Annotated in this window: 20 protein-coding genes; 15 read left to right on the top strand and 5 right to left on the bottom strand. The window is 72.6% G+C overall.

What is annotated here, in order from left to right; genetic code table 11:
• Positions 1 to 44: 44 nt before the first annotated feature.
• A complete protein-coding gene (locus ACSIH6_RS34645) occupies positions 45 to 1,559 on the bottom strand; it encodes a PucR family transcriptional regulator (RefSeq protein ID WP_435112549.1) in 1,515 nt (504 codons plus the stop codon).
• Between the two features lie 196 nt (positions 1,560 to 1,755).
• Here ACSIH6_RS34645 and ACSIH6_RS34640 point away from each other — a divergent pair, with 196 nt between their 5' ends.
• Both ACSIH6_RS34640 and ACSIH6_RS34635 read left to right on the top strand, forming a co-directional pair.
• Positions 1,756 to 3,054 carry an MFS transporter gene (locus tag ACSIH6_RS34640; RefSeq protein WP_435112548.1) on the top strand — a complete coding sequence of 433 codons (1,299 nt, stop codon included), beginning with the start codon at positions 1,756 to 1,758 and terminating at the stop codon, positions 3,052 to 3,054.
• Positions 3,055 to 3,160: 106 nt separating this feature from the next.
• Positions 3,161 to 4,774: an amidohydrolase gene (locus tag ACSIH6_RS34635; RefSeq protein WP_435112547.1), complete on the top strand. Its 1,614-nt coding sequence runs from the start codon at positions 3,161 to 3,163 to the stop codon at positions 4,772 to 4,774.
• A gap of 199 nt (positions 4,775 to 4,973) precedes the next feature.
• Here ACSIH6_RS34635 and ACSIH6_RS34630 read toward each other — a convergent pair whose 3' ends face one another.
• Both ACSIH6_RS34630 and ACSIH6_RS34625 read right to left on the bottom strand, forming a co-directional pair.
• Positions 4,974 to 6,122 (bottom strand): S1 family peptidase, encoded by a 1,149-nt coding sequence (locus ACSIH6_RS34630; RefSeq protein ID WP_435112546.1) that lies wholly within the window; start codon positions 6,120 to 6,122, stop codon positions 4,974 to 4,976.
• A 663-nt stretch (positions 6,123 to 6,785) separates the two neighbouring features.
• Positions 6,786 to 7,931 (bottom strand): S1 family peptidase, encoded by a 1,146-nt coding sequence (locus ACSIH6_RS34625; protein ID WP_435112545.1) that lies wholly within the window; start codon positions 7,929 to 7,931, stop codon positions 6,786 to 6,788.
• Between the two features lie 802 nt (positions 7,932 to 8,733).
• On the opposite strand from ACSIH6_RS34625, the gene ACSIH6_RS34620 reads away from it, so the two are divergent.
• The 7 genes from ACSIH6_RS34620 to ACSIH6_RS34590 all read left to right on the top strand — a co-directional run bounded on the left by ACSIH6_RS34620 (position 8,734) and on the right by ACSIH6_RS34590 (position 16,942).
• Positions 8,734 to 8,937, top strand: a complete 204-nt coding sequence (locus ACSIH6_RS34620; RefSeq protein WP_017564829.1) for a ubiquitin-like protein Pup — start codon at positions 8,734 to 8,736, stop codon at positions 8,935 to 8,937.
• Positions 8,938 to 9,105: 168 nt separating this feature from the next.
• Complete coding sequence (gene prcB / locus ACSIH6_RS34615; RefSeq protein ID WP_017564830.1) at positions 9,106 to 9,948, top strand: proteasome subunit beta; 843 nt, start codon at positions 9,106 to 9,108, stop codon at positions 9,946 to 9,948.
• 54 nt (positions 9,949 to 10,002) lie between these two features.
• Positions 10,003 to 10,788, top strand: coding sequence for a proteasome subunit alpha (prcA, locus tag ACSIH6_RS34610; RefSeq protein ID WP_435112544.1), 786 nt, complete (start codon positions 10,003 to 10,005; stop codon positions 10,786 to 10,788).
• Positions 10,789 to 10,900: 112 nt separating this feature from the next.
• The gene (gene pafA / locus ACSIH6_RS34605) at positions 10,901 to 12,259 is read left to right on the top strand and encodes a Pup--protein ligase (protein WP_017564832.1); all 1,359 of its coding nucleotides are present in this window, start codon (positions 10,901 to 10,903) and stop codon (positions 12,257 to 12,259) included.
• A gap of 324 nt (positions 12,260 to 12,583) precedes the next feature.
• Positions 12,584 to 14,206, top strand: coding sequence for an IS200/IS605 family accessory protein TnpB-related protein (locus ACSIH6_RS34600; protein ID WP_435112543.1), 1,623 nt, complete (start codon positions 12,584 to 12,586; stop codon positions 14,204 to 14,206).
• Between the two features lie 101 nt (positions 14,207 to 14,307).
• Complete coding sequence (locus tag ACSIH6_RS34595; protein ID WP_435112542.1) at positions 14,308 to 15,420, top strand: FKBP-type peptidyl-prolyl cis-trans isomerase; 1,113 nt, start codon at positions 14,308 to 14,310, stop codon at positions 15,418 to 15,420.
• Between the two features lie 244 nt (positions 15,421 to 15,664).
• Positions 15,665 to 16,942, top strand: coding sequence for a methionyl-tRNA formyltransferase (locus ACSIH6_RS34590; RefSeq protein WP_435112541.1), 1,278 nt, complete (start codon positions 15,665 to 15,667; stop codon positions 16,940 to 16,942).
• 283 nt (positions 16,943 to 17,225) lie between these two features.
• Here the strand turns inward: ACSIH6_RS34590 and ACSIH6_RS34585 are convergent, their stop codons facing one another.
• Positions 17,226 to 18,341: a DUF3866 family protein gene (locus ACSIH6_RS34585; RefSeq protein WP_435112540.1), complete on the bottom strand. Its 1,116-nt coding sequence runs from the start codon at positions 18,339 to 18,341 to the stop codon at positions 17,226 to 17,228.
• A 98-nt stretch (positions 18,342 to 18,439) separates the two neighbouring features.
• On the opposite strand from ACSIH6_RS34585, the gene ACSIH6_RS34580 reads away from it, so the two are divergent.
• The 5 genes from ACSIH6_RS34580 to ACSIH6_RS34560 all read left to right on the top strand — a co-directional run bounded on the left by ACSIH6_RS34580 (position 18,440) and on the right by ACSIH6_RS34560 (position 22,689).
• Positions 18,440 to 20,491, top strand: a complete 2,052-nt coding sequence (locus ACSIH6_RS34580) for a helix-turn-helix transcriptional regulator (protein ID WP_435112539.1) — start codon at positions 18,440 to 18,442, stop codon at positions 20,489 to 20,491.
• Positions 20,492 to 20,551: 60 nt separating this feature from the next.
• Positions 20,552 to 20,737: a hypothetical protein gene (locus ACSIH6_RS34575; RefSeq protein ID WP_435112538.1), complete on the top strand. Its 186-nt coding sequence runs from the start codon at positions 20,552 to 20,554 to the stop codon at positions 20,735 to 20,737.
• Positions 20,738 to 20,803: 66 nt separating this feature from the next.
• Positions 20,804 to 21,157: a Sec-independent protein translocase subunit TatA gene (tatA, locus tag ACSIH6_RS34570; protein ID WP_435112537.1), complete on the top strand. Its 354-nt coding sequence runs from the start codon at positions 20,804 to 20,806 to the stop codon at positions 21,155 to 21,157.
• Between the two features lie 149 nt (positions 21,158 to 21,306).
• Complete coding sequence (gene tatC, locus ACSIH6_RS34565) at positions 21,307 to 22,158, top strand: twin-arginine translocase subunit TatC (RefSeq protein ID WP_435112555.1); 852 nt, start codon at positions 21,307 to 21,309, stop codon at positions 22,156 to 22,158.
• A gap of 105 nt (positions 22,159 to 22,263) precedes the next feature.
• Entirely contained in the window at positions 22,264 to 22,689 is a 426-nt protein-coding gene (locus tag ACSIH6_RS34560) for a DUF397 domain-containing protein (protein ID WP_435112536.1), read from the top strand.
• Between the two features lie 175 nt (positions 22,690 to 22,864).
• Here ACSIH6_RS34560 and ACSIH6_RS34555 read toward each other — a convergent pair whose 3' ends face one another.
• Positions 22,865 to 23,842 carry a sporulation protein gene (locus ACSIH6_RS34555; protein WP_435112535.1) on the bottom strand — a complete coding sequence of 326 codons (978 nt, stop codon included), beginning with the start codon at positions 23,840 to 23,842 and terminating at the stop codon, positions 22,865 to 22,867.
• 475 nt (positions 23,843 to 24,317) lie between these two features.
• On the opposite strand from ACSIH6_RS34555, the gene ACSIH6_RS34550 reads away from it, so the two are divergent.
• On the top strand, positions 24,318 to 24,731 hold the full coding sequence (locus ACSIH6_RS34550) for a hypothetical protein (protein WP_435112534.1): 414 nt from the start codon (positions 24,318 to 24,320) through the stop codon (positions 24,729 to 24,731).
• The last annotated feature ends 277 nt before the right edge of the window (positions 24,732 to 25,008 follow it).

Genomic DNA, 25,008 nt, shown 5'->3' with positions numbered 1-25,008 from the left:
CTCGGGGCCGCGCGCGGCCCCCTCCGGCCCCTGGAGGGGGCTCCTCAGGTGTGCCAGGCGCCGTCGCGGCAGCGCATCGGCTCCAGGCTCAGGGCGGTCCACAGCTCCAGGCGGGTGCGGGGCTCGTCCAGGCGGCGGCCCATGACCCGCTCGGCGGCGCGCAGCCGCGAGCGCAGGGTGTTGCGGTGCACGCCCAGGTCCCGGGCGGTCGCCTCCACCTGGGCGCTGTTGTCCAGGTAGTGGCGCAGGGTGTGCGCCAGCTCCGTGCCGTTGCGGGCGTCGTGGGCGCGCAGTCTGCCCAGGACGGCCTGGTCGAAGGCGCGCGCCCCCTCGGTCGGGACCGCGGAGCGCAGCAGCGCCCAGGCGTCGGTCTCGTCCACGTGCCGGTACCCCTGCGTCGCGGCCTGGCGCGCCCGGTCCACGGCAGAGGACAGGTCGTCGGGCCCCCGGGCGGTGCAGGCCCCGGCCGCGACCGGGCCCCCGTCCGGGGCGGACAGCGCCGCGAACAGGCGTCTGCCCAGGCGGGGCGCGCTCCCGCTGTCGGGCAGGACGGCCACCAGCACGTCCTCCAGGACGCACAGGCCGCCGCTCCGCGCGGCGTCGGTGTCGCCGAGCACGTCGGTCAGCGCGTCCGCCGCGTGGTCCAGCAGCCGGGTGGGGGAGGGACCCCGCAGGCACACCACCTCCCAGGGCGGGGCGGGCAGGGGCGGCGGTACCCGGGGCCGCCCCGTCACCGCGGCGAGCAGGACCGGGGCGCGTTCGCGGTGCAGCGCCCGCCGGGCGTCGCGCGAGTGCAGCAGGTCCACCGCCAGCAGTGAGGCCGCGTGGTTGGCGAGCATCCGCACGTGCGGCGTCACCGGGGACGGGCAGCGCAGCGCCAGCCAGCCCAGCGTCCGCCCGGTCGGCCCCAGCGTCTGGAGGAGGACGCTCGCCTCCCCGTCGGCCAGCACCGTCATCCCGCGCGGGCGCCCCGCCAGGGCCGAGCGCACCAGCGCGTGCCAGGGGGGTTCGGTGTCGGGCACGGCCGCGCTCGTCATCCCGTTGCGGTCCAGCAGCAGTGAGGCCCCCGAGGTGGCCGAGGACAGCTCGCCCATCACCCCGGCCGGACCCGAGCGCAGCGACGCGCGCGCCATCGCGTCCTGCGCGGTGAGCACCCGGTGCTGCTCGCGCGTGCGCTCGGCCGCGTAGTGGCCGGCCACCGCCTCCACCACCGCGACGAAGGGGGTCTCGCCCTCCACCCGCAGGATCGGCAGGCCCAGGGCGTCGCCCTCCTCCAGCACCTCGGGCGGAACCTCGCGCAGCCACATGTCGATGGCCAGCGCCAGGCCGGCGCACCCGGCCCCGTGCAGACGGCGCACGTAGGCGCGGCGCGCCCGCTCGTCGGCGCCCAGCCCCAGCCCGACCGTCAGCACCAGCTCCCCGCCGCGCAGCCAGCGCACCGGGTCGTGCAACTCGATCACGTGCGCCCAGCGGATCGCCCGGTCCAGGCCGGACCGCCCCGCCGCCACCCGCACCTCCAGGTCCGGGTCGGCCGTGATGTCGCGGACCGTGATCGCCAACGCCCCTCCTCCTGCCTCGCGGGTTGTGCACTGTGCACATGTGTAACAGCTGGCGCGGTGCACACCGTCCCGGCGCGGACGACCTCGGAGTGTCTACGGTCACAACAACACCCGAACCATCCGCGGTGCCGGTCCGCGGCGCCCGCCGACCGGCCGTCCCGGTCCGGGGCCGCACCGAACGCGCAACGGAGTACACATGTCAGAGCGGACCGCCCCCACGTCCTCGCACCCCGCGCGTGCGGCCGTGGCGGCCTTCGTCGGCACCACCATCGAGTGGTTCGACTTCTACGTCTACGCCACGGCCGCCAGCCTGGTCTTCGGCACCCTGTTCTTCCCGCCCGGCACCGACCCGGTGGTCGGTCTGATGGCCTCCTTCGCCACCTTCTCGGTGGGCTTCTTCGCCCGCCCGCTGGGCGGCCTGGTCTTCGGCCACTTCGGTGACCGCCTGGGCCGCAGGTCCGCGCTGGTCATCACCCTGCTGATGATGGGCACGGCCACGTTCTGCGTCGGCCTGCTGCCCACCTACGAGCAGGCGGGGTTCCTCGCCCCGGCGCTGCTGGTCCTGCTGCGCTTCGTCCAGGGCATCGCCGTGGGCGGGGAGTGGGGCGGCGCCGTCCTGATGGCGGTCGAGCACGCCCCCGAGAACCGCAAGACCTTCTACGGCTCCTTCGCCCAGCTCGGCAACCCGGCCGGTGCGCTGCTGGCCACGGGCTCGTTCGGGCTCATCGCCGCCTGGGACGCCGACCTGCTCCACACCTGGGGCTGGCGCCTGCCCTTCCTCGCGTCGGTCCTGCTGGTCCTGGTGGGCCTGTTCATCCGCCTGAAGGTGGAGGAGTCCCCGGTCTTCGAGGCCATGCGCGAAGGCGCCGACCAGCCGCGGGAGCTGCCGCTGCGCGAGGCCGTGCGCGGCTCCTGGCGCCCGCTGCTGCTGGGCATCGGCATCCTGCCGGTGGCCGTCGGCGGCTACTACGTCGTCACCACCTTCCTCCAGGCCTACGGCGTCACCGAGGTCGGCATCAGCGAGCAGGTCATCCTCAGCGGCCTGAGCCTGGCCGCGTTCGTCGAACTCGTCGCGACCCTGGGCGTGTCCTGGCTGGGCGACCGCTTCGGCACCGTCCGCGTCGTCACCATCGGACTGGTCGGCGTCATCGTGCTGGCACTTCCCCAGTTCCTGGTGCTGGAGACCGGCAGCACCGTGCTGATCTTCGTGATGCTGTGCGTGATGCGCCTGGCCATGGCCGCGGTCTACGGGCCCATCGCCCGCGTGCTCGCCCAGATGTACCCTCCGCGCACCCGCTACACGAGCATCTCCATCGCCTACCAGGTCGCGGGGGCGGTCTTCGGCGGCCTGGCGCCGATCGTGTGCACCGCCCTGCTCGCCGCGACCGGCAGCATCCTGCCGGTGGCGGGCCTGCTCATGGCCATGGCCGTGGTGAGCATCCTGTGCCTGGCCAGGGCGCCGCGCCACAGTGACACCGACCTCGTCGCCGCCTGAACCCCGACCCGTGACCGCCGCGCGGCCCTCCGGGCGCCGCGCGTCCCCCCGCACCGCCGCCGGGCCGACCGGCCCGGCGCCAGTCCACCGAGGAGGAACCCCACCCGTGTCCGGTCTGCTCATCCACAACGCCAACGTCCTGACCATGGACGACGCCAACCCCCGGGCCCGCGCCGTGGCCGTGCGCGAGGGCCGGGTCCGCCTGGCCGCGGACACCGAGGCCGCCCGCGCCGCCGCGGGCCCGGGCGCGGTGGAGGTGGACGCGGGCGGACGGACCGTCCTGCCCGGGTTCATCGACCCGCACAACCACCTGCTGTCCACCGCCGAGTCGCTGGCCGCCGTCGACGCCGGGTACCCCCGGGTGGGCAGCGCCGCCGACCTGGTCGCCGTCATCGGCGCCGAGGCCGAGCGCACCCCGCCCGGCCAGTGGATCCGCGCCTTCCACATGGACGACGCCAAGTTCCCGGGAGGGCGCCCCACCCGCCGCGACCTGGACGGGGCCACCGGTGAGCACCCGGTCATCGTCTACCACGTCTCGGGCCACCAGGCCGTGGTCAACTCCGCCGCCCTGGCCTGGAGCGGCATCGGCGAGGACGTCCCCGACCCGGCGGGCGGCTCCTTCGTCCGCGACGAGGGCGGGCGCCTGACGGGCATGGTCCTGGACTCGGCGATGGAACTGCTGCTGCCCCTGGCCGTGGACATCGGCTGCCACGGCCCCAACTTCCACACCGACCTGCCCGCCGAACAGCTCCTGGGCTGGCTGGCCGCGGCGGCCGACCCCTACCTGTCGGCCGGGGTCACCACCGTGTGCGACCCGCAGGTCTCGGCCCGCGAGCTGCGCGTGTACCGGGCCGCCCGTGCGGCTGGGACCCTGCCGCTGCGCACGTTCGGCATGCCGCTGTCCCACCAGCTGGACGCGCTCACCTCCGCCGGGCTGGCCAGCCCCTTCGGCGACGACTGGCTGCGGCTGACCGGCATGAAGTTCTACTCCGACGGCACCCTGCTGGGCGGCACCGCCAAGTTCAGCGTCCCCTACGGCGAGCACGGCGAGTTCGCGGGCAGCCTCTACCACCACCCCGACCAGCTCGTGGACCTGGTCACGCGGGCCGCCGCCGAGGGCTGGCAGGTCGCCGTCCACACCCAGGGCGACGCGGCCATGGAGAACACCCTGGCCGCCATCGCCTCGGCCGCGCGGGTGTCGGGCCCCGACCCGCGCCCGCGCGTGGAGCACTGCGGCTACCCCACCCCGGAGCAGGCCAAGCGCTTCACCGACTACGGCGTCATCCCCGTCAACCAGCCCAACTTCCTGTACGACAGCGGCGGCGACTTCCTGCGCCGCCTGGGGGAGCGGGCCCACCGGCTCCAGCCCATGCGCGAGGAACTCGACCTGGGGCTGCGCCCGGTGCTCTCCAGCGACTCCTTCGTCTCCAGCCTGCGTCCGATGGACACCGTGGCCAACGCGGTGTGCCGCACCACCCGCGAGGGCGCGGCGATCGGCGCCGAGCAGGCCGTCACCCTGCACGAGGCCCTGCGCGCCCACACCCTGGACGCCGCGCACGCGCTGGGCGTGGAGGACCGCCTGGGCGCGCTGCGCCCCGGTCACCTGGCCGACCTGGTGGTGCTGGACCGCGACGTGGAGTCCCTGCCCGCCGAGCGGCTGCGCGAGGTCGACGCGTGGATGACGGTGCTCGACGGCCGCGTCGTCCACCGCGCCCCCTGAGGCCTGGCCGGGGCGGCGCGCGGGGACCCGGGAGGCCGTGCCCGGCGGGCTTCCCGCCGGTCCCTGCCCGTGACCCGCCTTCGAGGCCCGTTCCCGGGTGCGGCGCACGTCCGGTTGCGGTGTCCGAGGCCTCGGGTCCCGCACATGGGCGTCCCCCGCCCGCGCCTGCGCGCGGACGGGGGACGTGCGGGGGAGGGGGTCAGCTGGTGCGGATACGGACGCCCCAGGAGTTGATCATCGGCGTGACCTCCTGGTAGTAGGTCGTGCCGCCGACGGAGCAGTTGCCGGAGCCGCCGGAGGTGACGCCCTGGGCCTGCGAGCCGGAGATGAACGAGCCGCCGGAGTCGCCGGGCTCGGCGCACACGTTGGTGCGGGTGAGCGAGTAGACGGTGCCCTGCGGGTAGCGCACGGTCTGGTTGCGGGCCTGGATGGTGCCGCAGTGCCAGCCGGTGGTGGAGCCGGAGCGGCACACGGCCGAGCCGGTCGGGGCCTGGCTGGTGCCGGTCACGGACTGGTAGCCGCCGGAGTTGTAGCGCGAGACCAGGTTGGTCAGGGTGAAGTTGGAGGTGCCGCGGACGAAGGCGGCGTCGTTGCCCGGGAAGACCGAGTTCTGGAAGGTGCCGCGACCGTTGCCGATGGTCACGCCGGTGCCGACGGTGCCGCAGTGGCCCGCGGTGACGAAACCGGGCTGACCGGCGCTGTTGGTCGCCGGGAAGCCGACGGAGCAGCGGCCGCCCATGTAGTAGGCCAGGCCGCCGATGATGTCGGCGTAGACCTGCGGGGCCTCCTCGGACTCCTCCACCCGGACCGAGGAGGCGTCCACGCCGGCGTCGGCGAGCAGAGCGGCGACATCGGCGTCGGAGCCCTCCAGCACCTCGACCACGACGGTGTCGCTCTCCACGTCCGGGTACCAGCCGAGGACGCTCTCCGGGGCCTCGGCGCTGTTGAGGTCCTCCACGACCTCGGTCAGGCCCTCGGCGCCGTGGGAGACGACGGTGGCCTCGGCACCGGTGGCCTCGACCGCGTCGACGGCCGAGGCGTCGGTCACCAGCACGGTGAGTTCGAGGGTCTCGGTGTCGAACAGGGAGCCGCCGTAGGCCTCGCCCGCGGCCTCGGTGGCCTCGGCGTCGGTCTCGATGGCGGCTTCCTGCGCCGAGAGCAGCTCCTCGGCCTCGGCCGAGGAGAGGTCGAGGTCGCGCTTGAGCGCTTCCGCCATGCTGGCGGCGCTGTCGTCGGCGACGGGGGTCTGGGGGACGGGGGCCGCGAGGGCTCCGGGGGCCATGGACAGTGCCATGCCGAAGGCCAGGGCTCCTGTGCCCACGGCGGAGATGATGGTGGAGGGTCTCATGGGGGTCCCTACTCTCCAAGGGGGATAGACGGGGGATTCGGGGCTCTGCGTTCCTGTAGGAGCGGAAAGCCCCTTTCGGGCATCGGAGTTGATCCGATTCCCGAAATTCACCGAGACATCCGGTAAACGATCACCAACATAAGTGCACACTTTGACGCTGCAAAGACCCGTGTGGTGTGGATTCATTCAGAAGGACACGGGATTGTCCCATGACCCTTCGTTTCGCGATGGCTACGCGTAGTCGCTCTGCGTGCGACCTTGCGCTTTTCGCGTTCGGCCGGTGACGGAGCGAATCAGGGCGGGCGCGTCAAGGAGGGTTCCCTGGCCGGATGCGGACACCGGTACCGGGTGCCATCCGTAACACCACGGCTACAGGGCTGTAACTCCAAAGGTCAGGGGCGGCCCGCACGGGCCTTCCGGCAGGGCCGGCCCCGCCGGAAGGACGGGCGCGCGCGTGGCCGGACCCGGACACGCGAGGGGCTTGCGGGACGCCTGATGTGCCTGCGTGTGCGGGCCCGGGGGAGGAGCCGTGGCCGCGACCGCGCGAAGCGCTCCCTCGCGAAGCGCTCCCGCACGAAGCGCTCCCGCACGAAGCGCTTCCGCACAACAAGGGCGCCCCCGCCCACTTGCGTGGACGGGGGCGCCGTGGGCGCTACCGGAGCGCTAACCGGTCACCAGGGACAGCCCCCAGCTGCTCAGCAGGGGAGTGACCTCCTGGTAGTAGGTCGTGCCGCCGGAGGTGCAGTCGCCCGAGCCGCCGGAGGTGACGCCCTGGGCCTGCGAGCCGGAGATGAACGAGCCGCCGGAGTCACCGGGCTCCGCGCACACGTCCGTCCGGGTCAGGTCCTGGACCGTGCCCTGCGGGTAGCTCACCGTCTGGCCGCGGGCCTCGATGGTCCCGCAGTGCCAGCCGGTGGTCGAGCCGGAGCGGCACACCGCCGAGCCGACCGGGGCCTGGCTGGAACCGGACACGGCCTGGGGGCTGCCGGAGTCGTACCGGCTGACCAGGTTGGTCACGTCCCAGTTGGAGGTGGCCGCGACGAAGGCGCCGTCGTTGCCCGGGAAGACGGACTCCTCGAACGTGCCGGAGCCGCTGCCGTCGGAGCTCTCGGCGCCGGTGCCGACGGTGCCGCAGTGGCCCGCCGTCACGAAGCCGCCCGCGCCGGAGCCGTCGGTCACGGCGAACCCGACCGAGCAGCGTCCGCCGCCCATGTAGTACGCCTCGCCGCCGACGATGTCGGCGAACAGGCGCGGCGTCTCACCGGTCTCCTTCACCTGGACGGCGGAGGGGTCCACGCCCGCGGCCTCGATGAGGCCGTCGGCGCTGGCTCCCTCGGCGACCTGGACCACGACGGTGTCGTTCTCCACGTCCGGGTACCAGCCGACGACCCCTTCCCGGCCGCCGGTCTCGTTGAGCGCTTCGACGACCTCGGTCAGGCCCTCGGCGCCGTGGGAGACGACGGTGGCCTCGGCACCGGTGGCCTCGACCGCGTCGACGGCCGAGGCGTCGGTCACCAGCACGGTGAGTTCGAGGGTCTCGGTGTCGAACAGGGAGCCGCCGTAGGACGCTCCCGCGGCCTCGGTGGCCTCGGCGTCGGTCTCGATGGCGGCTTCCTGCGCCGAGAGCAGCTCCTCGGCCCCGAGCGGGGTGAGGCCGAGGTCTCTCTGTAGCGCTTCCATCATCGTCTGGGCCTCGCTCGCTGGCTCGGCCGGTACGGTCGCCGCACTGGCGCCCGGCGTCACGGAGAACGCCAGACCGAACGCGAGTGCGCCGGTGCCGATAGCGGAGATAGCGGGGGAGGGTCGCATAGATCCCTACTCTCCTTGGGGAACTGACGGGGGTTCGGGGCCCGACGCCCGCCGGCGAGGACGTCGGACCCCAGCGGGGGCCGTGCCCAGGGCCCGACCCCACGCTGTGCCTACCGAAGGCCCTGTCACCAAGACACTCGGTAAACGAACACACACCATAAGTGCACAACCTGGATAGCGGAAGAGCGGGCATCGGAGTCCGCCCTTCCAGGGATGGAAGGGTCATCGGATGATCGAATGAATTGCAATATGTGACGCATGGTGATGATGTGTCTGACCTTGTGCTTCTCTGTCGTTATCGCTTCCGCGACACGGAAATGGAATTCTGGCAAGAGGTGTTGCGTGGCCGGATGCGGTCACCGGAACCGGGTGCCATCCGTGACCATGTGGACACGTAGGAGTAACCCCGAAGGTCAGGGCGGTGACCCGCGGGTAACTCCCGTGCGCAGGGCGAACAGCCGTACCTGTGGCGGCCCAGCGCGGGCGGTGCGGGCGGCGCGGCGTGGGTTGGTTCGGGCCACCGCGGGCAGTGCGGGCTGGAAGGGGCCGACGTGGGCTCCCCGGGTACCCGGCGCGGTCCGGGGGAAGCGGCGGCCCGGCGGCCCCGCCGAACCCGCGCGGCGTCGGCCGTGACACGCCCGGGGCGCGGCGCACACGCGTACGAGCACGTGGGCGCGCACATGGGACGATCCGAGGTAACTAGCGAGTATCGGGCCCCGGGAAGGGGGTTGAGGCGCCCGGTGTTGGGCCAAGATAAGGGCAAGAGCCCCGAACGGGGAGCCCGAACGGGAGGTAACCGGCTATGGCGACGAAGGACACGGGCGGCCAGAAGCACGCCTCACGCCGTGACGAGGAGGTCGAGGAGACCGAGGCCTCGGCGGACGTTCAGGAGCGCAACGACCAACTGGACGAGGACGTCGACGACATCCTCGACGAGATCGACGACGTGCTGGAGAGCAACGCCGAGGACTTCGTCCGACAGTTCGTGCAGAAGGGCGGCCAGTAGCCGCCCCGCGGCGGTTCGCTGACAGCGCACTCCAGCGCCGTCAGCCCCGTCGCGCGCAGGACTAGGGTCAGTTCCAACGGTCGGCGCACAGCCTGACCGCAGACAACAAGGACAACAGGCGCCCCACCCGCCCCCATGCCGGGGTGGGGCGCGCGTGGAGGGAGTCGCGTGTTCGAAGGGTTCGAGGGCGGACGGTTGCCCGCCGCTTTCATGAGTGCGGGAACCTCGTCCTTCACCGAGTTTCTCAGTTCGGTCCGCCCCGAGATGCTGCCAGGACACAAGCTGCCCCCGGGCGGAGGGACCGAGCACCTCACCCCCGACGCCACGACCATCGTCGCACTGACCTTCCCCGGCGGTGTGCTCCTGGCGGGCGACCGCAGGGCCACGCAGGGCAACGTCATCGCCAACCGCGACATGGAGAAGGTCTTCCGCACCGACGAGTTCTCCGCCGTGGCCATCGCGGGTTCGGCGGGGTTCGGCATCGAGCTGGCCCGCCTCTACCAGGTCGAACTGGAGCACTACGAGAAGATGGAGGGCCGCTCGCTCTCCCTCGAGGGTAAGGCCAACAAGCTCGCGCAGATGGTCCGCGGCAACCTCGGCCTGGCCATGCAGGGCTTCGTCGTCGTCCCGCTGCTGGTCGGCTACGACGAGAACACCGGACAGGGCCGCGTGTTCAGCTACGACGCCACCGGCGGCCGCTACGAGGAGCAGCGCTACCACTCCATCGGCTCCGGCTCGGTCTTCGCCAGGGGCTCGATCAAGAAGCTCTACCGCGAGGACCTCGACCAGACCGGCGCCGCCAGGGTCGCCCTGGAGGCCCTCTACGACGCCGCCGACGACGACTCCGCCACCGGCGGCCCCGACCTGCACCGCAAGATCTTCCCCCTCGTCGACGTCGTCACCGCGGACGGCCACCGCCGTCTGCCCGCCGAGGACGTCGCCCGCCTGGCGACCGAGGTGGTCCAGGGACGCGCGGCCGACCCCGACGGCCCCACGGCCACGCTGGGCTGAACCGGTCCCGTCCCACACCAGACATCTCCCGACTAGGTAAGGAAACGATCCGCGGTGTCGATGCCGTTCTACGTCGCCCCCGAACAGCAGATGAAGGACAAGGCGGACTACGCGCGCAAGGGCATCGCGCGCGGCCGCAGCGCCGTCGTCCTGCAGTACGAGGGTGGGATCCTCCTGGTGGCGGACAACATGTCCCGCACCCTGCACAAGATCAGCGAGCTCTACGACCGGATCGGCTTCGCCGCCGTCGGCCGCTACCCCGAGTTCGAGAACCTGCGCCTGATGGGCGTGCGCTTCGCCGACGTGCGCGGGTACCAGTACGACCGCCGCGACGTCAGCGGGCGCCAGCTCGCCAACATCTACGCCCAGACCCTGGGCACCGTCTTCAGCGAGAGCCTCAAGCCCTGGGAGGTGGAGATCGTCGTCGCCGAGGTCGGCGACACCTCCGCCGAGGACGAGATCTACCGCATCACCTTCGACGGCTCCATCGTGGACGAGCAGGGCTTCGTGGCCGTGGGCGGCTCCTCCGAGCACGTCTCCGGCGTGCTCAAGGACCGCTTCGCCGCCGAGGCCCCCCTCAGCGCCGCCCTCAACGCGGCCACCCACGCCCTGGCCAGGGAGAACGGCGAGGAGCGCGAACTGGAGGCCACCAACCTGGAGGTCGCGGTCCTGGAGCGGTCCAGGGAGCACCGCAAGTTCCGCCGCGTCCACGGCCAGCGCCTGACCGACCTCATCGAGGAGGGCAGGGCGGTCGGCGGCACCGCGTCCGGCGGCGCCACCGGAGACACCGGAACCACCGGGAGCACCGGAAGCACCACCGCGGGCGGGACCGACGAGTGACCTGGAAACGATGATCACGGTGCGGCGCTCCCGAGGCGCCGCACCGGCCGGGCGGGTGTGGACGGCGCGGCCCCGTCGTCCACACCCCGGTGAGGGAAGTTGGTGAGGCCGCGTGGAACGACGGATCTTCGGGCTGGAGAACGAGTACGGGGTCACGTGCACCTTCCGTGGACAGCGCCGCCTGTCTCCGGACGAGGTCGCCCGCTACCTCTTCCGCAGGGTGGTCTCCTGGGGGCGCAGCAGCAACGTGTTCCTACGCAACGGCGCCCGCCTGTACCTGGACGTGGGCAGCCACCCCGAGTACGCCACCCCCGAGTGCGACAGCCTCGTGGACCTGGTGGCCCACGACAAGGCCGGTGAGCGCATCCTGGAGGGGTTGCAGGTCGACGCCGAGCAGCGCCTGCACGAGGAGGGCATCGCCGGGGACATCTACCTCTTCAAGAACAACACCGACTCGGCGGGCAACTCCTACGGCTGCCACGAGAACTACCTCGTGGGGCGGCACGGCGAGTTCGGACGCCTGGCCGACGTGCTCATCCCCTTCCTGGTCACCCGCCAGATCATCTGCGGCGCCGGAAAGGTGCTCCAGACCCCCCGCGGAGCCCTGTTCTGCGTCAGCCAGCGCGCCGAGCACATCTGGGAGGGCGTCTCCTCGGCCACCACGCGCTCGCGCCCCATCATCAACACCCGGGACGAGCCGCACGCGGACGCCGAGCGCTTCCGGCGCCTGCACGTCATCGTCGGCGACTCCAACATGAGCGAGACCACCACCCTGCTCAAGCTGGGCTCCACCGACCTGGTGCTGCGCATGATCGAGGCCGGGGTGGTCATGCGCGACTACACACTGGAGAACCCGATCCGGGCCATCCGCGAGGTCAGCCACGACATGACCGGCCGCCGCAAGGTGCGCCTGGCCAACGGGCGCGAGGCCAGCGCGCTGGAGATCCAGCGCGAGTACCTGGACAAGGTGCAGAGCTACGTCGACCGGCACGGCACCGACGCCACCGGCAAACGCGTCCTGGAGCTGTGGCAGCGCACCCTGGAGGCGGTCGAGACCCAGAACCTGGAGACCGTCTCGCGCGAGATCGACTGGGTGGCCAAGTACCTGCTGCTGGAGCGCTACCGCGACAAGCACGACCTGTCCCTGTCCTCGCCGAGGGTGGCCCAGCTCGACCTGACCTACCACGACATCCACCGCGACCGCGGACTGTTCTACCTGCTCCAGGCACGCGGCCAGATGGAGCGGGTGGTCGGCGACCTGAAGATCTTCGAGGCCAAGTCGGTGCCGCCGCAGACCACGCGGGCCCGGCTGCGCGGCGAGTTCATCCGACGTGCCCAGGAGCAGCGCCGCGACTTCACGGTGGACTGGGTGCACCTCAAGCTCAACGACCAGGCCCAGCGCACGGTGCTGTGCAAGGACCCCTTCAAGTCGGTGGACGAGCGGGTGGAGAAGCTCATCGCCGGTATGTAGGACTTCCGGTCCACTGCTCCCGGAGCCCCGTTCGGCGGTCGAAGGCCGTCCGCGGCGGGGCTCCGGTGTTCGTGGTGTTCCGGGGGTTGTCAGCTGTTGGTTCGGGAGGCCTCTCAAACACACACAAGGGCACAGGAGTGATCGTGTGCTGCTGTCGGACAGCGGTGTGTGGCTGTGTGCCCTCACTCCTGTGCATGGCCCGCCAGTGAAACTCCAACTCCGTCCGAGGAGTTCGCTGATTCTCCGGACAAGCGCCCTTGATGCTGGCTACGGTCATTTCGAACACAGCGCCGGAACTGGTGGGGTCGAAAGGAGGGGGTTCTGGTGCCACAGGCAAGCACGCGGCGGTTGCGGCCGATCGTCGACCCGTTCCTGGCTCCCGCGCCGACCGGGGTGAGCGTGCGTGACCGGCTCAAGGGCCTCACTCCTGAGGACGAGGCGGTGCTGCGGGCCGTGGGCGCCCATCTGGGATCGCTCGCCTCCACGGACCTGGCTGCCCGGTGCGCGGACGGTACCAGCCATGACAAGGACTCCTGGGCGGCCCGCAAACGGGAGTTGACCCCTGTCTCGTCCTCTCGATGGGCGGGGGCGATCACCAAGGCTTCGAACGAGCAGTGGGCGCTGGCCCGACGCAGCCAGGCCGTCCACGTGCACCGCCTCCAGGCGGGGATCGACACCCTGCGCCACCGGCTCTCCCAACCCCTGGGAACCCCGGGCACCAAGGGTGTCCCGGGCGGGTACGCCTCCCGGCGGGAGTGGCACGCCAAGTCCCGGCGCCTGGCCGCTCTTGAGAGTCGGCACGCGGCAGAGGTGGCCGACTGGGAGGCGGGGCGGGTCCATGTGGTGCGTGGTGGCAAGCAGTTGCTGAACACCCGCCACCACCTGAGCCAGGCACAGCTGACCGAAACCGTGTGGCGGGCCCGGTGGGAGGCCGCACGCTTCTTCCTCCAGGCTGATGGTGAGTCCGGCAAACGCCACGGCAACGAGACCATCCGCATCACCCCTGAGGGGCAGGTCAGTATCCGGCTGCCCGCCCCACTGGCGCACCTGGCCAACGCCCCGCACGGTAGGTACGTGCTCTCCTGCCGGGTGGCCTTCGCCCACCGGGGCACCGAGTGGGCCGACCGGGTCGAAGCCGACGGGGCGGTGGCCTACCGCATCCACCTGGACACCGGCCGGGGTCCTCACCAGGGCCGATGGTATGTGACCGCGTCTTGGACGCCCGCTCCTGTCCCGCAGGTGCCGTGGGAGACGGCGCTGGCCCGCGGGGTGGTGGGGGTGGACGCCAACGCCGACCACCTGGCCGCCTGGCGGCTCGATGTGCATGGCAACCCGGTTGGTGACCCGCGCCGGTTCGCCTTCGACCTGTCCGGGAACTCCCAGCACCGGGACGCGCAGGTGCGCCATGCTCTGTCCCGGCTGCTGCGCTGGGCCACCGTAAGCGGCGTGCAAGCGATCGCCGTCGAGGATCTGGACTTCGCCCGCGAGAAGACCCGGGAGAAGCACGGCCGCCGCAAGAAGTTCCGGCAGTTGATCAGTGGTTTTCCCACCGCTCGGTTGCGGTCCCGGTTGGTGTCGATGGCCCACACCCTGGGGGTCTCGGTCATGGCCGTGGACCCGGCGTACACATCCCGGTGGGGTGCCCAGCACTGGCAAAAACCCCTCACCACCACACGTAGGAAGGTCTCCCGGCACGATGCGGCCAGCATCGCGGTCGGCAGGCGCGCCCAGGGCCACCCGGTCCGGCGACGGACGGCACCGCCCCCACACCACCGGAGTGATGGTGCGGGGCATCGGACCGCCCAGGCCACACCGGATAGCTCTGGGCGCGAGGGAAACCGCCCACCCGTCACGGAGCGTGCACGCGATGCGCGTGGCCGGACGCGGCAGGAACGCGGCGACCCAGCCCATCCAGAACCGTTCGGGATGGGTGCAGTGCCAGCGTGATCCCCAGGGTCATTTCTGATCACTGTTCAGGAACGGTGGTTACGGTCCTTCTTTTCGGTAGTGTGACTCTGTCCCAAGCCGGAAATCAGAGGTTGTGACCCATGCACCGACGTGCTGCCGCCCTCGCGGTGCCGCTGACCGCGATCGCCCTGGCGGTCTCAAGCTGCGGAAACATCCCCGAAGAGTGGCGTACTCCCGCCTTCATGCGTATGGGGGAGGACCAGCTCGACCCGCGGCTTCCCGAAGTCACCGGCGAGGTCGGTGAGGAACCGGAGGTCGCCTTCCCCGACGAGGAGCCACCGACCGAGCAGCTCTCGGGCGTCGTCGAGGAGGGCCCGGGCGAGAACGAGCTGGTGCGCGCGGACGACCTCCTGATCGCCAACGTCGTCCAGTACCAGTGGACCGGTCCCGGCGAGGGCACGCCCGTCGAGGGGCAGTCCAGCTACGAGACCGGCGCCCCGGACCTCATCCGCATGGAGCAGATGCCCGAGGAGATCAGCGACGTACTGGTCAGCCAGCCGGTCGGCAGCCGGGCCGTGTACGTCTTCCCGCCGCTCACCGAGCAGGAGCGCCAGCAGGCCGAGATGTCGGGCCAGCCCGTCCAGGAGGGTGCGAGCATCCTGGTCATCGACCTGATGGACCGCTTCAACAAGGGCTCGGTCGTGGAGGGTGAGCAGGTCACCGACGGCGGCGACGGCCTGCCCACGGTGACCCAGGAGGGCCACAGCGAGCCCACCATCGAGATCCCCGACACCGACCCCCCCGAGGACCTGGAGGTCGTCCCGCTCATCGAGGGCGACGGCGCCGAGGTCGAGGAGGGCCAGCAGGTCATCGTCCAGTACAGCGGTGTGCGCTGGGAGGCCGACGAGAACGGCGAGCACCCGGTGTTCGACTCCACCTGGAGCCGCGGCGGCGATCCCTTCGACACCACGATCGGCGCGGGCGCGGTCATCCAGGGCTGGGACGAGGGTATCGTCGGCCAGCCGGTCGGCAGCCGCCTGATGCTGGTCGTGCCCGGTGACATGGCCTACGGCGAGACCGCGGAGGAGACCGGGGGAGCCCCCGCCGGGACGCTGGTCTTCGTCATCGACGTCCTGGGCGCCTACGACAACCCGCCGCCCGCCGAGCCCGCCGAGGGCGAGGGCACCGGTGGCGAGGAGGCCGCGCCGGAGGAGTCCCCCGCGCCGGAGGAGGGCGCCGAGGGCGGGGAGTAGACCCCGGCACGTCCGTGTACGCCCGAGGCCGGGGAGCGGTCCCCGGCGGACCCGAGCGCGTACACGCGTGAACACCCGGACAGCCGGACAGCCGGACGCCCCCGCGGGGAGGAACCCGCGGGGGCGTCCGCGCGCCCGGCGCGGGTGGTGCCCGGGCGGACACGCCCGGGTACCGCGTTCCACTACCGTTCCGCGACCGGTGCGTAGAGTCGAATCCATCGGTGGACGGGCGAGGGGGAAGCTCATGTCAGACCGTCGGCGCTACTGCTACGTCTCCGGGCTGGGCCTCGGTGTTCCGGCACTGGAGGAGCTGTGCGCCCAAGGCTTCCCGCCGAGCCTGGTGGTGTCCCATCCGGCCGAGTTCGCCCACTGCTCCGGCTACCTCGACTACGGCGCCCTCGCCGGTCGGCTCGGTGTGCCGCACCTGCGCGCCGACCTCGACTCGGGCGAGGTGCGCGAGGCCCTCACCGCCCGCGGCATCGACCTGATGGTCGTCGCGGGCTGGTCGGGGGCCGTCCCGGGGGAGGTCCTGTCCTCCCTGGCGCTGGGCGGGGTCGGACTGCACCCGGCGCCGCTGCCCGTCGGCCGCGGCCGGGCGCCCATTCCGTGGACGATCCTGCGCGACATGCGCTCCAGCGCCGTCACCCTCTTCCACCTCGACGGGGAGGAGCACAGCGGCGACATCGTCGACCAGGCCTGGTTCGACGTGGCCCCGGACGCCACCGCCGCCGGTCTGTACGAACGCGTGGGGCACCTACAGGCGGACCTGCTCGTGCGCCATGTGGAGGGCCTGCTGGAGGGCACCGCGCCCCGGCGGCCGCAGAGCGGCCACGCGTCGGTGTGGCCGCGCCGACGCCCCAGCGACGGCCACCTCGACCTCACCGCCTCCGGAAGCGACGTGGACCGGATGGTGCGCGCGCTGGCCGAGCCCTACCCGGGGGCGTTCGCGATGTTCGGCAGCGCCCGGATCACGCTGTGCTCGGGACGCCTGGTCGGCGGGGTCCCCGGCGGGGCCCCCGGGCAGGTGGTCGCGACCGGCCGGGGACGGGAGTGGGGGATCACCTGCGGGGACGGGTCCGTGTTCGTGCCCGAGGTGCTGCGGGTGGACGAGGGGGTGCGCGCCCGGCCGACCTCGCTGGCCATGTTCCGGCCCGGGACCTTCTTCGAGGCTCCCTCCCAGCACATGCTGGAGGGCACCCGGCGGGCGCCCCTGCCCGGCCAGGCGCCGAGCGAGCCGAACAGGGCCGTGCCCGCGGCCCGGACGGCGCCGGGGGCACGGGCCCCGGAACCCCGGAGCCCGGGGGCGGGAGGCGCGCGGTCGGAGGCCTCGGAGGAGGGGACTTCGGAGGCGGATGTGGCAGGGGCGTCGGGGACATCGGAGGCGGCCGGGGCGGAGGTCCCCGAGGCGCGGGCCTCGGAGCAGGCCTCGAAGACCCGGGCTCCCGAAGCCCAGGCGGGGGGCGGCGCGAACCCCGCGCCCGGGATCGTGACGGGTGACCCCAGCCCGGCCGACCAGCGCTGAGGCGGGCGGGAGCCCGGAGTCTCGGACGGGACGCGTCGTAGGCCGTCCAGCGCTGAGGCGACGTCGGAACCCGACCCGGAGCCCGGAAACCCGCCCCGGGACCCGCATCCTGGAACTTGCGTCCTGGAACTCGCAACCCGGAGCGGGGGTGCGCCGGAGGCGGGGCAGCGCGAGGCGGGCAAGGCGCGAGCGCCCCCTTTATCAGGGTAGAAGCCCGGCCCCATCCCGGACCAGAGCGCTCTGGAACCTGTGGACAACCCGCCCGCGATCCCCGTCCCGGGTTCTACAGCAGCGCGGCCGCGTGACGGCCCGCCGCCGCGGCGCTCAGGAAGGCCGCGCGGTCCTCCTCCAGACCCCGGCCCATCGTCGACACCTTCACCGGAAGCGTCCGCACCGCCTCCTCCAGCCCGTCCACACCCACCTCCACCAGGGTGTGCCGCTCGCGCAGCGCCCCGGCCTGGACGCGCACGCGCTCGCCGAACACCCCCGGCAGCAGCGGCACCACCACCTCCGCCCGCGCCAGCGCCACCCGCCCGTAGGCGGTCAGGCTGTGGTGCGACACCCCCCGGTGCCGCTCGCGCGCGTCGGCCTCGCTCACCCGCAGCGACGCCACAGGACGCCCGCCCAGCACCGCCGCCGCGTTCACCGCCTCACCGCACGAGACGCCCGAGAACCCCCACGGGGTCCCGGTGCCCAGGTTGCCCGGCCCCTGGCACACCACCGCCATGTCCGCGCCCAGCACGTGCCGGGCCGCCAGCAGCCCCGAGTGCACGGTCACCGCCTCCAGGTCGCCGCCGAAGGACTGCCCCGTGGTCACGCACCCCGCCAGCAGCCCCTCCTCCCGCAGCGCGCCCACCAGCCGCGAGAACGCCGCGGGCAGCGCGCCCCCGTCCAGCATCACGTGGACGATCCGCGCCCCGGGACGGTGCGCGCGCACCCCCGCCACCACGGCGGGCAGTGCCGAGTGCAGGTCGGCCACCACCACCGGCATGCCGTCCACGCCCTCGGCCGAGCGCAGCGCCTCGTGGTGGGGCGAGCCCTGCTCGTCGGCGCCCAGAACGGTCGCCTGCAACGGCGTGTAACGGGCCTTGACCAGGTGGCCGGGCCCCTGCGGGTCGGCGGGCAGCCGGTCGGGCACGGCCACCACCAGCGCGTACCCGCCAGTCCCCAGCCCTAGGTCCAGGGCGCCGGTGTTGAGCAGCACGGTGTCGCCCGTCTCGGGCGAGCCCACCAGGTCGGTGTAGGCCAGCGCGCGGCACGTCACCTCCCCGTCCGATCCCGCGGCCTCGCGGCCTCTGCGGTCCGCTTCGCCGACGGGCTCCAGCGCCACCGCGCACAGCACGACCCCCGGCCAGGAGGGGAGGATCTGACGGACTTCACCACGGCGCCACCGGATCATGGGAAGCACGGTACCGTCGTTGCTGAACCGGTGTCGGGGCGACGCGCCAGCGTCCGCCGCCGCCGGTCCATCCACCACGGGCGAGAAGGGTGCGGACGATGTCGCGCAGGAAGACGGAACGACAGCTGAACCTGGTCATCTGTCTGTTGTCCACGCGCCGCCACCTGACCGCTCAGGAGATCAGGAAGACGGTGCACGGCTACGCCGAGGCCGAGACCGAGTCGGCCTTCAAGCGCATGTTCGAGCGTGACAAGCGCGAACTGCGCGACAGCGGCATCCCCATCCAGGTGGGCACCGGCGACGCCATCAGCGGCGAGGAGGGCTACCGCATCTCGCGCTCCGACTACGAGCTGCCCGAGATCGAGCTCCTGCCCGACGAGGCCCTCGTGCTGGGCCTGGCCGCCCGCGCCTGGCGGCACGCCTCCCTCGGTGAGGCCGCAGCCAACGCCCTGTTCAAGCTGCGCTCCGCCGGGGTCCCCGTCGACAGTGAGGCCGCCCCCGGCCTCACGCCCGCCATGCGCACCGACGAGCCCTCCTTCGGCCCCGTCTGGCAGGCCGTGCGCGACCGGCGCCCCGTCTCCTTCGCCTACCGCAAGCCCGGCCAGACCGAGGCCGAGACCCGTGAGATCGAACCCTGGGGCATCGTCAACCTGCGCGGCCACTGGTACGTGGTCGGCCACGACCGCCTGCGCGACGCCCGCCGCGTCTTCCGCCTGGGCCGCATCCGCGGTGAGGTGACCGTCCTGCGCGGCGGCCCCGACATCGTCGTCCCCGAGGGCGTGGACCTGCGCTCGGTGGTCGCGGGCCACAGCGCCGAGTCCGAGCGCACCGCCGTCCTGCGGGTGCGCACCGACTCCGCGCACGCCCTGCGCCGCAGCGCCCTGCGCGTGGTGCCCGGCGAGCGCGACAGCTCCGGCGTCGGCTGGGACACGCTCACCCTGCCCTACACCGACACCCCCGACCTGGTGCGGCGCGTGGCCTACTTCGGCTCCAACGCGGTCGTCGTCGAACCCGTCGGTGCCCGCGAGGCCATGGCCTCGCACCTGAGGGCCACCGCCGAGACCGTCCCCGCCGCCGAGGCCGGCGACGGCCCCGGTTCCGCCGAGGAGGCCGAGGCCCCCGCCCGGGGACCCCGCTCCGCCGACCAGCTGCGCCGCCTGCTGATGCTCGTCCCCTACGCGCTGGGCCGCGACGTGCGCGTGCCCGAGGTGGCCAGCCACTTCGGGCTCAGCGAGAAGCAGGTGGTCGCCGACCTCAGCCTGCTGTGGATGTGCGGCCTGCCCGGTTACACCCCCGGCGACCTCATCGACGTCGACCTCGACGCGGCCAAGGAGACCGGCGAGATCATCATCGCCAACGCCGACACCCTCGCCCAGCCGTTGCGCCTGACCGCCGACGAGGCGGCCAGCCTGGTGGTGGGCCTGTCCCTGCTGGAGGCGCTGCCCGAGACCGGGGGCCTGGAGACCGGCGCCCTCAAGCGGGTGGGCGAGAAGCTGCGCGCCGCCGCGGGGGCAGCCCTGGGCTCGCTGGCCGACTCGGTCCAGGTGCGCCTGGAGGGCGACGCGCAGGTCGCCCAGACCCAGCGCCGCTGCGCCGACGCCCTGGAGGCGGGCCAGCGCCTGCACCTGCGCTACCTGTCGGGCTACCTGGACCAGGTCACCGAGCGCGACGTGGACCCGATGGGCCTGGTGGTCCAGGACGGCTATCCCTTCCTGGAGGGCTACTGCCACCTGCGCCGGGACGTGCGCCTGTTCCGCCTGGACCGGGTCCTGGAACTGACCGTGCTGCCCTTCGCCGCCGAGGTGCCCGCGGGGGTGGGCCGCCGCGACCTGTCCGGGGGCGTCCTCCAGCGCTCGGAGCGCGACGCCCAGGTCGTCCTGGACCTGGAGCCCGCGGCCCGCTGGGTGACCGAGGACTACGTGTGCGAGTCGGTGGCCGAGCTGCCCGGGGGAGGGGTCCGCGCCACCCTGCGCACCCCCGCCCCGGCCTGGGTGGTGCGGCTGGCGTTGCGCCTGGGACAGCAGGGGCGCGTGGTGTCTCCCGTGGCGCTCGCCGAGGAGGCCCGGGCCGAGGCCCGCCGTGCGCTGGAGCACTACCGGACGCCCCAAACCTCCGCGAAATTGGTCGAGACCACTTCGTCGCCCGAGTGAGGCCCAGACGTTCACCCCGGGTCAGGGGACAGTTCGGGTCGGAAGGGATAAGGTTGCAGCGTGATCGTCCTCGCTGTCCTGTTCGGTGTGGTCGCGGCCGGACTCGTCGCCATCGGCGCCCTCGCGCTGCGCGCACGTCGCGCGGCGGGGGTACTGTCCCGAGCGGTGGCACGGGCGTCGGACGAGTACCGGGCGAGCAGCGCTGACCTGCGTGAGCGCGTCGGCCGCGGCGGTGCGGGGCCGTGACGGCCCCGCGTCCGAATGCGCGTACCATCGAAGGCGCTTGGTCGCGCCCCACAGAGAGGTAGAACCATGGGACCGTTCAACGGACCTACCATCGCCATCCTCATCGTTCTGGCGATCCTGCTCTTCGGAGCCAAGAAGCTCCCGGACCTGGCCCGCTCCCTGGGGCGCAGCGCGCGCATCCTCAAGGCCGAGACCAAGGGCATGGTCGACGACAACAACGAGTCCGAGGAGAACGCGGACACCCGCGCCCAGGCTCACGACCAGCAGGCCTCCCAGCAGAACGCGCCCGGTCAGCCCCAGCAGCAGGGTTACCCGCAGCAGCCTCAGCAGCCCCAGCAGCAGGGCTATCCGCAGCTGCCCCCCGGCCAGCGCATCGTCGACGAGTCCGGTGAGACCACGCACCGCACCTACGGCAACTAGGTTCCCGGAGGCCGCGGAGCGACGCGCGCCAGCTCCGCCCGCCCCGGAGTCCAGGGCCCTGACGCCGACCGGCACGGGGCCGCAGGAGACGACGAGAGAGTGACCGCACGATGAGGGCACGAAGCCGGGCCACCAACCCCGAGGCCCGGATGCCGCTCATGGACCACCTGCGCGAGCTGCGCAACCGCCTGGTGAAGGCGATGATCGCCCTCGCCCTGGGCGCGGTGGTCGGCGTCCTGACCGACGCCTGGGTGTGGGACTTCCTGGTGGAGCCCTACTGCTCCCTGCCGGTGTCCCAGGTGAACGGTCCCGACGACTGCTCCCTCATCGTCACCGGACCCTTCGATGCCTTCTTCGTCTCGATGAAGATCTGGCTCTTCGTCGGCGCCCTCGTCTCCGCGCCGTTCTGGCTGTACCAGCTGTGGGCCTTCGTCGCCCCGGCCCTGCACGGGCGCGAGAAGCGCTACGCCTACGTCTTCGCGCCGCTGGCCGCGGTCCTGTTCGTCGGGGGCGCGATCCTGGCGTACTACATCACCTCGTACGCGCTGACGATGCTCTTCGGGTTCCTGCCCGAGGACGCCGATCCCTTCCTCACCATCAGCGAGTACCTCAACTACATGCTCATCATGATGGGCATGTTCGGCCTCGGCTTCGTGCTGCCGCTGCTGGTGGCACTGCTCAACATCCTCGGGATCCTGCCGCACGAGGCCATCGCCAAGTGGCGCCGCGTCATCATCTTCACGGTGTTCGTGATCGCGGCCGTCATCACCCCGGCCGAGCCGATCTCCATGCTCGCCCTGGCCGTTCCGCTCATCGTCCTCTTCGAGGTGGCCGAGCTGTTCGCCTTCCTCAACGACCGGCGCAAGAGGCGCGACGACCCCTACGCCGACCTGGACGACGACCAGATCTCCGAACTCGACGAGACGCCCTCCGAGCTGGACGAGACCCCCTCGCCGCTGGACGGCCCCGACGTGGGCGAGGAGAGCGGAAGGCGCTCCTGAGCCCCTCCGGCACACGCTAGGGTCGGGCGGTGGGACAGTGCCGCGGCCTGTCCCGTCGGCCCGGGGACCCCGGCCGACGCCGGTTGTTGGGAATGAGGAAGTGCGATGAGCGAGCGGACCGAGACCGAGCGGGAGCTCCCGCCCGAGGCCATGGGCAACGAGAAGTGGCACGACACCACCGACGCGGTCTGGATGCGGTCCTCCCTGTCCAAGGAGGAGTCCGAGGCCGTGGTCGAGGTCGCCACCTTCGACGACGGCTTCCGCGCGGTGCGCGACGGCAAGTCCCCCGAGAAGGGCACCCTGTTCTTCACCCCCGCCGAGTGGGAGGCCTTCGTCCTGGGCGCCCGTGACGGTGAGTTCGACATCCCCGAGGAGTATCTCACCGAGGAGGAGCGCCGCATCCAGCGCGGTGAGGTCGACACCGAGGTGGCCTGGGTCCCCTCTCCGCTGAACACTCCCCGGGCGATGGAGGAGTACCACCGCCGCCAGCGCGAGGAAGCCGAGCGGAACGACGCGGGGGGCTCCGAGTAGGACCGACCCGCCCGTGTGCCGGGCACCGCCAGCACGGCGGCGCCCGGCACACGCGGAGTGGGGTGTGCGCGGAGTGGGGCGTGCGCCAGGCCGGGAGCCGGAGGTCGGACCCCGGCCTCGAAACGGTCCCCCACGCGGTGGCGCAGGGCCCGGCGAGTCACTCCTCCTCCGGTCCCTACTCGACTTCCTCCACTTCTTCCGCCTCCTCGGGCTCGTCCTCGTCGTCCTCGAACGCGTCGCCGAGCTCGTCCACGACCTCGGCCGCCACGTAGCCCGCCGCGAGGCCGCCCGCGACACCGAGCGCGACCCCGCCGACGGTGCCGAGCATGCCGCCGCCCTCCTGCTCCCCGTACTCCCCCTCGTGCCCGGGGTGGCCGGAGAACCCGCGGCGCCGGTACAGCGCCTGCCCGATCCACTCGTCCACCGCCCGCGTCCAGTCGGTGTGGTCGGCGTCGGAGTGCTCGGCCCGGAACCAGCTGGGGGCGCCGCCCTCCGAGAACTCCTCGGCGTGACGGTCGAAGGCGAAGCCCACCGCGACGCCCGCCGGGTCGGCGGCGAAGAGGACCTCCACCTCGCCGACCTCGTGCGCGTGGTGCTCGGCGGGGTGGAACACCAGGGTCTGGAGGAACGTGGCCTCCTCGTGGAGTCCGATCGGCGGCCCGCCCTCCACCCGCACCCCCGCGAACACGGCCCCCAGCCGCAGCATCGCCTCCAGCACGCGCTCCTGGACCGGTAGCGGATGGATGTGGACGCGGTCGAGGTCGCCCTTGTCGGCGGCCCCGTCGACGACCACCTCGGTGCGCAGCCCCGCGGAGACACCTGGCAGCGACGAACCCCCGGCCTCGGTGACGGGCGCCTGCCAGGGGACCGGGTGGCTGAAGGGGATCGACAGGTGCTCCCCGGCGTCCAGGCTCACGCCCGCCGCCACGGGGACGCGGGTGCACTCCGCGCCGCCGGTGGCCTCCCCCTCCTCGTCCTCGGTCTGGACGACCAGCACGAGGACGATCTCGGCGATGTCGGTGCGGCTTCCGCCGCCCGTGAGCTCGACGCTGCCCTCCAACAGGTCTCCGGGCCGGGTGTGGGGGTGCGGCAGGACGGTGTCTACGGTGGGTCCGTCGGCACCGAAGGCGGCGAGCAGGCGTTTGAGGACCATGGCTTCCTTCCGGGAGGCGTCGTGTGCGCCGCGGCGCGCTGGCGGCCGGTGCGCTGGTGTCGCCCGCCCAACGCGGACGCGGTGCGCGCCGGTTCCGCGGGGGCCGGGACCGGACGTCGCGGAAGGGCTTTGGGGGCGTCCGCAAACACGCCCGTGCACAGCGTGGCCGGGACCGGGTGCGGAGTGCCCGCCGACGGCGCTGGTGGAACCGGTGCGCCCGCAGGTCCACGGTGGTCCGCGCTATGGCCGGGCCGGACGGCTGTGGCCTGGCCGATGTCGTTTGGGGCGGGCCGCAACACGGCTGTCCCACCTCCCTGCCGGGCGCGCGGCACGGACCCTGGCCAGAACCGGTCAGGGGATGCGCCGACCGCATGGCAGGCCTAGTGTTGTCCCGATCCTGTGGCCGTCCCGACGCGCACGGTCACGGCCTTCCGTGGGCCGTGCCCGGGCGGTCCTCCGACCCTGAAGGTGCGTGATGGTGCGATTTCTTACCGCGGTCCTCCTGCTCGCGGCGGTGACGGCGTGCGCGGGTGCCGATGGAGGCGCTGACGACGGCGCCGCTCCTTCCCCTTCCCCGTCCCCCTCCGCCGCAGAGGCGGTGACACCGTCCTCGTCTCCCTCCCCGTCCCACTCGCCCTCGGCGTCCGCCGCGACCGGTTCCGGGGAGGACGCCACCGCCGATGTCTGCGGCAGAGCCGTCGAAGCGGCCCAGGCCCGGGAGGACGGCGCCGTCCAGATCGCGGAGAGCGGGGAGCGGCTCACGCTGATGGCGGTGGCGGCGGCGCCCGCGGTCGACGACGAGGTGCTCCAGATCTACAACGACAACTATGACCAGCCGCAGGAGGCGGTGTCGCTGATAGCGGACTGGTGCGAGGAGAACGGCTACTAGGTCGTTGACGAGAGCACGCCGGAGCGTTCACGGGCATGAGACAGGTGGTCATCGGTCGGTGGCCGGTGGCCGGTGGCCGGTGGCCGGTGGTTGGCGGCTGGCGGTCGGTGGCTGGGGTGCGGGGTGCGGGGTGCGGGGTGCTGCTGTTCCTGCGGCGGCTTGGCAGCAACGGCGAGCGGGTGTCTGGGGCTGCGCTCAACGCCCAAGCCACGGGTGGCGGCGATGGCGGCGTTGGCACCAAAGGCGGGAGCGGTTACCGGAGGGCGGTCAACGCCCG

Source organism: Nocardiopsis synnemataformans, assembly GCF_965343085.1.
In the GTDB taxonomy this organism is placed as follows: domain Bacteria; phylum Actinomycetota; class Actinomycetes; order Streptosporangiales; family Streptosporangiaceae; genus Nocardiopsis; species Nocardiopsis alborubida.
This window is presented reverse-complemented; position numbering and strand designations above follow the sequence as displayed.